The organism is Aeromonas sp. S2(2024), from assembly GCF_041402505.1.
In the GTDB taxonomy this organism is placed as follows: Bacteria; Pseudomonadota; Gammaproteobacteria; order Enterobacterales; family Aeromonadaceae; genus Aeromonas; species Aeromonas media.
This window is the reverse complement of sequence record NZ_JBGLRL010000002.1, coordinates 139,192-148,854: the sequence shown is the minus strand read 5'-3', so window position 1 is coordinate 148,854 and position 9,663 is coordinate 139,192. Positions and strand designations below refer to the sequence as shown.

Here is a 9,663-nt window from a genome sequence, read left to right as displayed (position 1 = left end):
GTGGTTCAAGGTGGTTACGGACAGCACTAGCAGTGCCGAATACAAGCAAATTGCTCAGTGGGACAGTGTGTTAATTGGTCAGGGCACTGTTGGGCACAAGGTGTTCTCGGTTCTCAGTGATGACCATAAGTGGGTGACTTACTTTCTTTCTGATGAGTTTGAACCGATAGCGTTGGCGCTTAATGCGGAGCCTTGCGAGATGCCCTCAAAAGCCAGCGAAAATTCGCTCAAGCTCGTCATCGGGGATCCCTTTGCCCTGCACTCGAGCGAGTAACCCTCTGATCGCATCGAATCGAGGGGTGAAGTAGTTCCTGACGAAGTTGAACTCCGCCGCTCCATCGCCATCGATAAAGCCATCGCTATAGATGTTGATGACTCTCCCGTCACGGCTCCTCACCTGAAATACCAAGAGCGGTGGGTTTTCTTCGGATTGGACCTTCTGTTCAACCACGCTAGCACCCATGAAGAGGCTATATCCATGCATGGTGATTTCCGTTCCTCCGGAGCTCTTTAGAAAGTCTGCGGCTTCGTTACCAATGAGGCCATCGTCTAGGGCTTGTGCTATCTCGCGAAGTGCTTGTGCAACTTCAGGGACGAATCGACGATCGCCAACCCCATCGTTCTGCATGTGGATGGACACGACTCTGCGCTGGACAGCGATGTTCTCGACACTGCGATGGTTAGTGAGGCCAAGAATCTTCATTCTGATGTCTCCAACACTGCAGGCTCTTTTCCTTGGCCGGTGGTCAACCAGCTGAAGTGGGCCGAGAGCTCGGGGTGCTGTGCTACCAACAGCAGGGTCCCGCCGCTGATTTCCCGGTAGTTCAGCTCGTAGTTCTTGAGCGTGGTGGGCGGGATGCCCAGCATGTCGGCGAACTTCGGCCGGCTCAGGCCGAGGTGTTCACGCAGTTCCCGCAGGCGCTTGCGGCATGCGTCATTGAGCGGGGGGATTAGTTGGTTGCATTGGTCGGTACGCTTTTTCATGGTCGGGTCCTGTGGTGGTAAAAACAAAAACCCCAGCGCGAGGGCTGGGGTGATTGGGTGAAAACGAGTGAGCATTACTGCTTGGGCTTGTATTTCTCAAAGTAGTTTGCAGCGAGATCTTGGCCTTTCTCAAGTTGAGATGGTGTCATCGAATTTGCAATGTAGTCACGAGCTTCAGTGGCAGGTTTGAGGCCGGTTGCCGCAGCCACCGATAGCCAAGCATAGGCTTGCACATTATTCTGTGGCACACCTTTACCCTGGGCATATGCCAAGCCCAAGTTGGTTTGGGCTAATGGCAAACCTTGCTTGGCCGCTTTTTCATACCAGAAAACTGACTGTTGATAATTTTGTGGCAGGCCCATCCCTTCGCTTTGCATCAATCCAAACTTCAACTGTGCCTCGGCATTACCTTGTTCCGCCGCTTTAGCTAACCAGCTGGCGGCTTGCTTATAGTTTAGGGTCACCCCCTGACCTTTCAAGTACATATGACCAAGTATGTATTGCGCATCGGCATTTCCCTGCTCAGCGGCTTTCAGAAACCAGCTAGCGGCCTTTGTATGGTCTTTGGCCACACCTTGGCCGTCATAATAAGACGCTCCGACAAGGTATTGAGCGTTTACATCACCTTTCTCGGCCGCAGTCATCAGTGTGGCCAGATCAGCCGACGTGGCCATAGCAACGGGTGCCGCCAGTAGTGATAACCCCAGTAATATCGTATTAAGTATCATCCTAGATCGACCCATAACCCCTCCTTGTTATTAGTAGGGTAATTATGGCAGTTAGCGGTGAGCTCATTACATTCTGCCCATCCCAAAACATCGCGCTGTTCACGCTATTTTGGGATGCCGGCTCGCAAGCCGGCACCCTTCACGTTCACACACCGCTTTCCGGTTTGACGGGTTATCGGCGCATCCCTACCGGCATCGGGATTTGTGGTTGTGAGCCGGTTCCATGTTGTTAAAGAGCATGCTCAGCCGAATTTGGCGTGAGCGAAGCCAAAGCATCCTTGCGGTGCTTGAGAAAGAGGCTTTGGCTACGGCGCTATGAGGGAAGCGCCAGACCCGGATTCGGTGAGTGAGGCCTATGTGTAGGCTGCACCAGGGATGGGGTATTGCTGTTCAAGTTCATTTTCTTTGGGATCAACGTTGCAAAGCTCGCCTTCCCAAGATGCAATTTTTTCCAGACGGTTTAGTAATGTTGGCCTGATCTCATTTAGGTCTGATGCGCCTTCGATTTTGTGAATAACCGCATTCAGACCCATGAATACACGCTGTTTGGGAGTGTAAAACACGATGAAAGAACGTCCTTCAGTTGGCCCTGGTGACTGGATCAGTGTCATGCCTGGCTCGATCGATTGTGTTGTTTGCTCTGTCTTTGCCACCGGAACGTCCCCCTATGATTGTGAAGTCGTAAAGAACCCTAAAAAGCCTGGAAATGTGGAGGTCGTTTGGAAAAATGGCGCCTGGTATTTCCATGACCCTGATGATTTCGGTGGCTATGCAGAGCGGTATTCACGCCTGGCTCCTTTTGTTGCGAAATTGCAGTCCGGCCGTCGCTGAATCAGACCGCATTGCGGTGAAACTCGGCCCGCCAGTGGAGGAGGGCGCTGTGCTTGGTGATGCCAGCTGTGCGTTTCTGGGCGGCACGGGCGGCGACGATGTGGTGCTGCTCGGTGGCCATCATAGCGATATGCAGGCGCTGCTTGATGACCCGACGACGGGCGGCGTTGCCGTTCAGTCGGTCGGCGATGGCCGCAATCATCTGGTCGGCGCGATGCGCGGCTCTGGAAAAAATGCGCTTGGTCATGGTACATTTGCTCCTGTTGACGGGTTGGTCCTCGTTAACTCCCTTCCTAGCTTTGGCTTGGATGGGTCCTTATTGCTGGGGTTGGTCCCCTGGCAGTATCTGACCGGGTGGTACCCGGTCCTTCGAAGCCCGCCTTGTGCGGGCTTTGTCGTTCTTACGCGCTGGTCAGGCGCTTCACTTCTGCCCTGGTTAAGGGGCTGGGTCCTGATTGCTGGTTGTCGATGATGCGTCTCAACCGGTTGAACACTGAGCCAATGCTCATGCGGTTGAGTGCTCCCGCGCTCGGCGGGAGCGACTCGCTAAGCAGCTGCTTGCAGGCTGGCTGCCCGAGCCCGGTGTTCCTTACCGCCCTCGGTCTTGACGGTGTAGAACAGACCACCACCGCGGCGTTTTCCGAGATCAGTGATGTCGGTGATCACGGCCGGCACGGTGACGCGGGTACGGGGGTTGGTGTACTGCACAGGGTCATTGATTTTCATGGTTGGTCCTCTGGTCTGGTTCAAGGTTGTTTTGTATTGCGTCTCTCGAGTCACCGTCAGGTCGTTCTCGATAGTTGACGGAAATGATTGTTATCGATCGGGAACGATTGGTCAATGCACGATCGTGAATTTTTCAAATAAAAAAAGCCCCGCCTAGTGGCGGGGCTTCTTGAGCAGGGTTCGCAGGCGGCCATTGGCCGTGGATTAGCGGGTCACTGGGCGATGGATTAGCCTCTACGCTCTACCATCCTACCAAGGATGATCACATCTTTAGCGGAGATGACTGGAAGGCGTTCATCATCAACACCAAAGGCCCATCCCTCTATGGCTGGTATAGCCCTAAGAAGCTTGGCTTGGTTAGCTCGACTTAATTGCACTAGCAGCACGGCATCGGCTTCTATCGCGTTAACCCCGAGATCGATCACACAAACATCACCTTGCACGATACCTTGCTTGGATAGCTGGTCGTTTGGCGCTTCAACCCCAATAAGCGCACCAGGCATCTCGGTGAGAAGCATCCGGTCTGAGCTTACGAGAGGTAGTGAGTCAGTTGGGTGTTGCAGCACCTCATCGATGGTGAACACTGGTATTCGATAAACGCTATTCACCAAGTCGCTGACCACCTCAATAGACGGGCGGCCGGTGTACAGCTCAATAGGATCTACTGACAGAGCCTTTGCAAGACCGAATAAGGTGGAAACCCGAACGTCTTTCAGAGGGTTGCTCAGAAGGTTCGATACCAGGGATTTGGATATACCAGCCCTCCTGGCTATCTCAGAGACGCCAAGACCTTGCTGTTCCATTCTCGCTCTGACTCGTTCGTTAAATGAAGGTTTCATGTCGCCCGCTGCAAGTTACCGATTATGAACAAATTTTATGATGCATGGTGTTCTCATTGGTTGTTGAATATTGGATTGTTAGTGGTTACGATAGTGAACGATTGCCAATGACCTATACCAAGGACCCGACCAATGAAGAAACGCGAAGTGATTGAGTATTTCGGCAACATGGCCCGTGCAATGAAAGCCATCGGCATTTCCCGCAGCCTCGCTGTGAAGTGGGGCGATGTGATCCCGGCACAGCATGCAGTCAGCTTTGTCATCGCAAGCAACGGCGAGCTGCGTCTGGGCTTCGAGGATTACCCCCTGAACAAGGACCAAGACCATTCCGCTCAACAGGCCGCCTGACCACCGGCCTGAGTCAAAACCACTAGAGGACCAACACAATGGGACGACCAGCTCTGTCTGATCACGAAAAAATGGATTCTGTTTCACCACTTCGCGTGCGCGGCAACCCGGCACAGCGCCGAGTGTGGCAAGAGGTAGGGGCCGAACTGCAGATGACAGAAACCGCATTTGCCCGCACCTCGCTGCTGATCCTGCTTAAGGCCATATCTCAACATGAGCCGCAAATCCTGGCGAGAGCCGTCAAACGGGCCAATCTGAGCCTTATCGAGCAGGGATACCCGTCCGTGACCGTCGAGGAGATCCTGGATGGTTCCGGCCTGCCCGAGCGCGGCCTGCTCCAGTTCAGCCCGGAAGACGAGGCCGTCTACAACCAGGAGCGCCCGCTGCGCCCACTACAAAAACTCATCAACTTCGTCCTCGGGAGGTAACCCATGACCACGCAACTCCGTCCGCCGCGCCCGGCATCTCAGCTTGTGAGCGATCGGGACAACATCATCCTGAAATCGGTTATGCATGAGTTGGCCCTGGCCCTGGATGAGCCGCTGATTTCGACTGCCCAAGCCGCCGGCACCGACCGCCAGGCCGTTCGCCTGGCCCGCGAGCTTGAGGCTCGCACCCTTGAACGCGCCGAGAACCAGCCTAGCGCCTAATTTCCTTGGCCCGCCTCACCACCGGGCTTTACAAACCAGGACCCATCCAATGACCAATTCATCCATGGCCCATGGTGCCGACCTATTGCGCCATTCCTCACAGCTCAAGCAGGGGGTGGCCCATGCATCCTAAAGAGTTCATCGATCGCCACGTGCGCCAGCTCCTGCTTGCCGACGGATATTCTGATGAAGCTACCCACCTGGCCTGCAAAGAGGCTGTGAGCCACTACGAGAAAACATCGGGTTTCCGGAAAGGGGCGGTGTTCTCGGAATGTCTACGGGTCGCCAAGCGCATGGCCAAGCTGGTCCAGAAGAAACAGCGCCAGCAGGCGAGGGCAGATAAGAAGAAAGGGAAGGTTGCGGCATGAGCATGCTACTGATGGCCAAGGCCATGAGCATCAAGGTGGGTAATCCACTTCGGAAGTTGGTGCTGATCAAGCTGGCGGACAACGCCAGCGATACAGGCGAATGCTGGCCGTCGTACCAACACATTGCAGATCAGTGTGAGATCTCCCGGCGCTCAGTGATTAATCATATCGATGCGCTATGTGATTCGGGGCTCCTGACTAAGGAGTCTCGGGTAGGACCTCAAGGGAAGAGATCGAACGTCTATGTGCTGACATTGGATGGTGCAGGAGCTGCACATCCAGAGGTGCAGGAGATTCACCAGGGTAGTGCAGGAGCTGCACTAGGGGGTGGTGCAGGAGATGCACATAGAATCAGTAACTCTTTAGAACCAGTCATTGATCCAAAGATCCCCCCTGTATCCCCCCAGGGGGAAAAATGCCCTGACAGCGGGACGCCACGACGAGGTACCCGTTTGCCGAATGACTGGAGACTGCCTGGCGAGTGGGGGAGGTGGGCTATCCAGGAGACAGGCCTCCCCAGAGAGCGGATTTTGTTGGAGGCGGCTACGTTCGCCGATTACTGGCAGGCGCTGCCCGGCGCCAAGGCCGTCAAGCTGGACTGGGAGAAGACCTGGCGAAACTGGATACGCCGGGCAGCCAGCTCGTTCCGAACGGCAGCACAGCGGAAGCCCTTGGCCAATATCCAGGCCGCCCAGCAGGCCGCTCAGGCACTTAGAGAGTCGGGGAGGGGGGTCTATGACGACAGCACTCCGCTCTAACGAGCCGACGGCCCTGAGTGCTCCAGGGGAGCCGCTGCAGGTAAGCGCCCGTATGTCGGTATTCCTGGCCGAGGAGCTGCTGCCGCTGATGGCCGGACTTTGGCCTGCCAGTGCCAACCAGCTGGACAGCAATGCCCGCGGCGTGGCGCTGGCCTGGGGCAGCATGCTCAGGGGCTTCAATGCGCAGCAGATTCGCGAGGCTGTGCTGCAGCTTGGGGAGGATGCCGATCGGCAGTTCGCGCCGCGCCCGGCAGAGGTGAGGGCTGCAATCTTGCAGCGAAGCCCGGCTTACCGAGCTGCCCCTGTGGACGGTTGCCAGGTATCGATGAGGGCGTGTGAGATGGAGGCTGAGGTTCGGGTGTTTCTGCGGGAGAGAGCAGTACCGACGGACACTGTGGCTAAGGAGCTGCAGCAGGTGCTGGTTGAAAAGGTGCGCCAGGGAGTGACTGTGATGGAGAAGGTTGTATGAGTGAAATGGAACCGAGAGGGGTTGTGCTGCTAATGGCTTGGGAAGATATTGGGGCGGAGTTCTCGCCATCTTTAATTGGCCAGAGATAGCACCGATGATGGTGGTATACAAGTCACTACTGCTTATTTGGCGCGCACTGGATGTTGTTATGTAATTACAAGGGCTTTAAGGAAAAGCCCCTGAACCAGAACCTGCAACGGTAGCTGGATTACTAGCGAATAACCTTTTAAGGTACTTCATGGATTTTATTCTTATAAAATCACCAATGTTTAATTGACGATTCCTTTCAGTATAATTATTAACTATGTTATCAGCCAGTCTCGCACCATGCATTTACTCCTACTTTACCTACTACATGGAGTAAAATTGCAATTGCGGGAGTGATCAAGGCTGCTGCGAGCCCTAATGTTGAAGCAATAACACTACTAATTCCAGAGACGATGAACATCGCAGTCGGGGTTGCTTGGGCAAGAAGCTTATCTCTGTCTTTTTTATATTTTATATTCCCACAGATAAATAGACGAAATTCAGCCATAAGGCGATCCCAGAATGGTCGTGGATCCCCTTGTGGCTGTCCTCCAAATTGTTGTGTGCTTGAAGGACCATTTGCCGCTAGCCATTTTTTTGCCGCATCTTCTTCCCCATGCGCAGAAATAAGAGACTCTATTGAGGTCTTTTGATATGGTTTCAATGCTGACAAAAGCTCATCTAAACTGAATGTTGGAAGAGTGTTTAGTTCGCTCATTACATCATCTCCTGAATATATTCAGCTGATATGATGTGGGTTGTTTGATTTAGTTCCGCTGGGTTTATTCCTCCAAGAGAAATGCCAAACTGTGGGGCATAAGTTCCAACGAGCAAGCCAACCACCTTTTGTAGTCGTGGACTAAACACCATAGATCCTGATTGCCCAGGACGAGATTGAATGTTAAGCACTGCATGTTTACTCTTGATAGAACTCGACTCAAGAAGAATTTTTGCGCCAATAGCCGTACTTTGAAAGGTAAGGACACGACGCCCTTCTGTGCAGTGTGGGTAGCCAAATATTCCTACATTTTCTCCAACAGCTACCTCGTCAAGAGAAGCTAAAGCAGGAAAAAAACCATTATAGCTTATATCTGCTTTTATTATTGCCAGATCTTTTATAGGATCTATCTCTAATACAGTAACGCTTAGTGGCTGACAGCTTGTATCTGAAACATCTTGATATTCATCAATTCTTTTAATATTCGGAGCCAATATAACCAAACCGTTAGGGTCATTGCCAATTACATGTCGTGAAGTTGCATAAGAACCATTACTTGAAATCATAAAGGCAGTCCCAAGCATTTCAACATGGCTAGGGGTCATGCGTCCAACAATTGCAACGAATTGAGTAAATACATCCATAATATACCCTTGTTATTTTCTTATAACTCACTGATAAAAAATAAAAGTGAGAAATAAATTATAGGACAGTGAGATATATAGATTTCATTATTAATTTTCGGCATTCTTTATTCGTGAAATCAACGATTCTAATGAACTCTCACGCCAGTGAGTTATCATTATTACTATGCTAGCTATAAACCAAACTCCGGACGCTATTGCAGCAAGGATAAATATAGCCTCCCAGGTGCTCGCCGCAACGCCGAATTTTTCATTAAAGGTAGCAGAGACGTTTGCCAATACTACGGAGATAAGCAAACCAATTGGGGCAAGCCACGCTCGTCGTGTACCCATTCTCTTCAAGTATTTAAGAAGAATGTTTTCCAGTTTATCTTCTGTTATTTCTATAAGATCAGATTTGATATTTGATCTTCGTCGATCAACAAATCTATTTTCACCGTCAGTATTATAGCTCGCAGTCTGAGAAGTACCGTTGTCATCCATTTTTTTCTTCCTCTCGAGGTAGCATATTGAGAGCTCCTAGCGCATGAGGTGTAATTGCACCACAGTTATTGCATACAATATGGACAACTGGAACGGAAGGCCCTCCTATAACAAGCCCTGCATTGAAGTCATCTTGGAAGTGTATATTTGAGAATCCTTCGAGAACGGTAAATGAGTTCGTGCCACATCTGTGGCATGGTCGTATTGCTCCTTTCTCGTTGAGTTTTCTAGCTATTTCGTTTCTATCTATTGCCATTGCTATAAATTTCCTTGTTTACTGCTATAAATAGTGTTTCCAGCTTACATGAGTATAAATTAGTTAAATATGTTGGAGAATGAATTTATTTGACAAATAACTAAACGCTACTGAGGTTTGTTTCGAAGAAAAGAGTATAAAGATAATCTATCGGATCTGTGCGTGGTTAGAACTAGAACTTGCTGTAGCTCTTGATTACAGTACCCAGAATACTGCTTTTGAGCTGTGAAGTGGGTAGTTTGAGAGGGCTATGTATTACTCCAACTGAATTGTATTATCTCTCCAGTCAAGCCCATCACCTATGGCATCTAAGGTACTTTTAAGTGCCAGGGCATGAGTCTCGCCTCTGCCGTGGATACCACAGTCCTGGCATTCGCAAAGGTAGAAGGTGTTGCTAATTTTGTAGGTACTCAGTTCATGAAGGCCACACTGTGGACAGTCTTCAGTCAGGAGATACGCTGCCTCTTTCTTTTTAAGCCATGCGTTCATGATGACGGCATTGATTTCTGAGCTGGCTTTGTTGGTGGCTCCTCTCAACCTATCCTCATGATCACGAATCTCTTGCGCCAGCTGAGGATTGAACTGTCCGTTAACCCAGTTTGCCGGGTTCTCTTCCGGGAAGTCTTCAAAATACTCTGACCATTCACCCATAGGGTTTCTCCTTGTCAGCAGTGGATAAACATGTCCATGTCGTGCCAATAGAAGGGTAGTAGGAGCTAATGCAATTGCTACCGCCCTTAGGTTACAGCCCCCAGATGCTGCTTTTGACCTGTGATCAGATGACAGTTCCTTGTCATGGGTAGGCCTTGCATGGAGCTTGGGCACCGTGCGGAA

At 51.4% G+C, this 9,663-nt stretch carries 18 protein-coding genes; 7 read left to right on the top strand and 11 right to left on the bottom strand.

The features are described from left to right. Positions 1-205: 205 nt before the first annotated feature. The 4 genes from ACB039_RS03150 to ACB039_RS03135 all read right to left on the bottom strand — a co-directional run bounded on the left by ACB039_RS03150 (position 206) and on the right by ACB039_RS03135 (position 2,323). On the bottom strand, positions 206-703 hold the full coding sequence (locus tag ACB039_RS03150) for a hypothetical protein (RefSeq protein WP_371165138.1): 498 nt from the start codon (positions 701-703) through the stop codon (positions 206-208). Then, entirely contained in the window at positions 700-984 is a 285-nt protein-coding gene (locus ACB039_RS03145) for a helix-turn-helix domain-containing protein (protein WP_371165137.1), read from the bottom strand. The genes ACB039_RS03150 and ACB039_RS03145 overlap by 4 nt, the downstream gene beginning before the upstream one ends. Before the next feature lie 74 nt (positions 985-1,058). Then, a complete protein-coding gene (locus tag ACB039_RS03140) occupies positions 1,059-1,727 on the bottom strand; it encodes a tetratricopeptide repeat protein (RefSeq protein ID WP_371165136.1) in 669 nt (222 codons plus the stop codon). A gap of 338 nt (positions 1,728-2,065) precedes the next feature. Continuing rightward, on the bottom strand, positions 2,066-2,323 hold the full coding sequence (locus ACB039_RS03135; protein WP_371165135.1) for a hypothetical protein: 258 nt from the start codon (positions 2,321-2,323) through the stop codon (positions 2,066-2,068). Between ACB039_RS03135 and ACB039_RS03130 the strand changes: the two genes are divergently transcribed. Further along, entirely contained in the window at positions 2,322-2,543 is a 222-nt protein-coding gene (locus ACB039_RS03130; protein WP_371165134.1) for a hypothetical protein, read from the top strand. The two genes, ACB039_RS03135 and ACB039_RS03130, sit on opposite strands and share 2 nt — an antisense overlap. Before the next feature lies 1 nt (position 2,544). Here the strand turns inward: ACB039_RS03130 and ACB039_RS03125 are convergent, their stop codons facing one another. The 3 genes from ACB039_RS03125 to ACB039_RS03115 form a co-directional block, all read right to left on the bottom strand. Then, positions 2,545-2,790, bottom strand: coding sequence for a hypothetical protein (locus tag ACB039_RS03125; protein ID WP_371165133.1), 246 nt, complete (start codon positions 2,788-2,790; stop codon positions 2,545-2,547). Between the two features lie 299 nt (positions 2,791-3,089). Then, complete coding sequence (locus ACB039_RS03120; protein ID WP_371165132.1) at positions 3,090-3,269, bottom strand: hypothetical protein; 180 nt, start codon at positions 3,267-3,269, stop codon at positions 3,090-3,092. 227 nt (positions 3,270-3,496) lie between these two features. Beyond that, positions 3,497-4,072, bottom strand: a complete 576-nt coding sequence (locus ACB039_RS03115; protein ID WP_289982625.1) for a helix-turn-helix transcriptional regulator — start codon at positions 4,070-4,072, stop codon at positions 3,497-3,499. Positions 4,073-4,240: 168 nt separating this feature from the next. Here ACB039_RS03115 and ACB039_RS03110 point away from each other — a divergent pair, with 168 nt between their 5' ends. The 6 genes from ACB039_RS03110 (at position 4,241) to ACB039_RS03085 (ending at position 6,701) form a co-directional block, all read left to right on the top strand. Further along, the gene (locus ACB039_RS03110; RefSeq protein WP_289982623.1) at positions 4,241-4,456 is read left to right on the top strand and encodes a Cro/CI family transcriptional regulator; all 216 of its coding nucleotides are present in this window, start codon (positions 4,241-4,243) and stop codon (positions 4,454-4,456) included. A 38-nt stretch (positions 4,457-4,494) separates the two neighbouring features. Further along, entirely contained in the window at positions 4,495-4,884 is a 390-nt protein-coding gene (locus ACB039_RS03105; RefSeq protein ID WP_371165131.1) for a hypothetical protein, read from the top strand. 3 nt (positions 4,885-4,887) lie between these two features. After that, positions 4,888-5,106, top strand: a complete 219-nt coding sequence (locus tag ACB039_RS03100) for a hypothetical protein (protein ID WP_371165130.1) — start codon at positions 4,888-4,890, stop codon at positions 5,104-5,106. 122 nt (positions 5,107-5,228) lie between these two features. Beyond that, complete coding sequence (locus ACB039_RS03095; protein WP_234690363.1) at positions 5,229-5,474, top strand: hypothetical protein; 246 nt, start codon at positions 5,229-5,231, stop codon at positions 5,472-5,474. Next, positions 5,471-6,232, top strand: coding sequence for a helix-turn-helix domain-containing protein (locus tag ACB039_RS03090; protein WP_371165129.1), 762 nt, complete (start codon positions 5,471-5,473; stop codon positions 6,230-6,232). Before ACB039_RS03095 ends, ACB039_RS03090 begins: the two co-directional genes overlap by 4 nt. Continuing rightward, a complete protein-coding gene (locus tag ACB039_RS03085; RefSeq protein ID WP_371165128.1) occupies positions 6,210-6,701 on the top strand; it encodes a hypothetical protein in 492 nt (163 codons plus the stop codon). Before ACB039_RS03090 ends, ACB039_RS03085 begins: the two co-directional genes overlap by 23 nt. A 310-nt stretch (positions 6,702-7,011) precedes the next feature. On the opposite strand, the gene ACB039_RS03080 is transcribed toward ACB039_RS03085, so the two are convergent. From ACB039_RS03080 to ACB039_RS03065, 4 genes are all read right to left on the bottom strand, one after another. Then, on the bottom strand, positions 7,012-7,446 hold the full coding sequence (locus ACB039_RS03080; RefSeq protein ID WP_371165127.1) for a hypothetical protein: 435 nt from the start codon (positions 7,444-7,446) through the stop codon (positions 7,012-7,014). Beyond that, positions 7,446-8,090, bottom strand: a complete 645-nt coding sequence (locus ACB039_RS03075; protein WP_371165126.1) for a serine protease — start codon at positions 8,088-8,090, stop codon at positions 7,446-7,448. Before ACB039_RS03075 ends, ACB039_RS03080 begins: the two co-directional genes overlap by 1 nt. A gap of 90 nt (positions 8,091-8,180) precedes the next feature. Beyond that, on the bottom strand, positions 8,181-8,573 hold the full coding sequence (locus ACB039_RS03070; protein WP_371165125.1) for a hypothetical protein: 393 nt from the start codon (positions 8,571-8,573) through the stop codon (positions 8,181-8,183). Between the two features lie 511 nt (positions 8,574-9,084). Beyond that, entirely contained in the window at positions 9,085-9,480 is a 396-nt protein-coding gene (locus ACB039_RS03065; protein ID WP_371165124.1) for a hypothetical protein, read from the bottom strand. Positions 9,481-9,663 lie beyond the last annotated feature (183 nt).

What these genes read in the sequence shown, in the direction of transcription:
- ACB039_RS03065 (WP_371165124.1), bottom strand. Translation starts at nt 9,480, where the DNA reads ATGGGTGAATGGTCAGAGTATTTTGAAGACTTCCCGGAAGAGAACCCG.
- ACB039_RS03080 (WP_371165127.1), bottom strand. Translation starts at nt 7,446, where the DNA reads ATGAGCGAACTAAACACTCTTCCAACATTCAGTTTAGATGAGCTTTTG.
- ACB039_RS03115 (WP_289982625.1), bottom strand. Translation starts at nt 4,072, where the DNA reads ATGGAACAGCAAGGTCTTGGCGTCTCTGAGATAGCCAGGAGGGCTGGT.
- ACB039_RS03095 (WP_234690363.1), top strand. Translation starts at nt 5,229, where the DNA reads ATGCATCCTAAAGAGTTCATCGATCGCCACGTGCGCCAGCTCCTGCTT.
- ACB039_RS03110 (WP_289982623.1), top strand. Translation starts at nt 4,241, where the DNA reads ATGAAGAAACGCGAAGTGATTGAGTATTTCGGCAACATGGCCCGTGCA.
- ACB039_RS03135 (WP_371165135.1), bottom strand. Translation starts at nt 2,323, where the DNA reads ATGACACTGATCCAGTCACCAGGGCCAACTGAAGGACGTTCTTTCATC.
- ACB039_RS03075 (WP_371165126.1), bottom strand. Translation starts at nt 8,090, where the DNA reads ATGGATGTATTTACTCAATTCGTTGCAATTGTTGGACGCATGACCCCT.
- ACB039_RS03125 (WP_371165133.1), bottom strand. Translation starts at nt 2,790, where the DNA reads ATGACCAAGCGCATTTTTTCCAGAGCCGCGCATCGCGCCGACCAGATG.
- ACB039_RS03145 (WP_371165137.1), bottom strand. Translation starts at nt 984, where the DNA reads ATGAAAAAGCGTACCGACCAATGCAACCAACTAATCCCCCCGCTCAAT.
- ACB039_RS03140 (WP_371165136.1), bottom strand. Translation starts at nt 1,727, where the DNA reads ATGGGTCGATCTAGGATGATACTTAATACGATATTACTGGGGTTATCA.
- ACB039_RS03130 (WP_371165134.1), top strand. Translation starts at nt 2,322, where the DNA reads ATGCCTGGCTCGATCGATTGTGTTGTTTGCTCTGTCTTTGCCACCGGA.
- ACB039_RS03085 (WP_371165128.1), top strand. Translation starts at nt 6,210, where the DNA reads ATGACGACAGCACTCCGCTCTAACGAGCCGACGGCCCTGAGTGCTCCA.
- ACB039_RS03100 (WP_371165130.1), top strand. Translation starts at nt 4,888, where the DNA reads ATGACCACGCAACTCCGTCCGCCGCGCCCGGCATCTCAGCTTGTGAGC.
- ACB039_RS03120 (WP_371165132.1), bottom strand. Translation starts at nt 3,269, where the DNA reads ATGAAAATCAATGACCCTGTGCAGTACACCAACCCCCGTACCCGCGTC.
- ACB039_RS03150 (WP_371165138.1), bottom strand. Translation starts at nt 703, where the DNA reads ATGAAGATTCTTGGCCTCACTAACCATCGCAGTGTCGAGAACATCGCT.
- ACB039_RS03105 (WP_371165131.1), top strand. Translation starts at nt 4,495, where the DNA reads ATGGGACGACCAGCTCTGTCTGATCACGAAAAAATGGATTCTGTTTCA.
- ACB039_RS03070 (WP_371165125.1), bottom strand. Translation starts at nt 8,573, where the DNA reads ATGGATGACAACGGTACTTCTCAGACTGCGAGCTATAATACTGACGGT.
- ACB039_RS03090 (WP_371165129.1), top strand. Translation starts at nt 5,471, where the DNA reads ATGAGCATGCTACTGATGGCCAAGGCCATGAGCATCAAGGTGGGTAAT.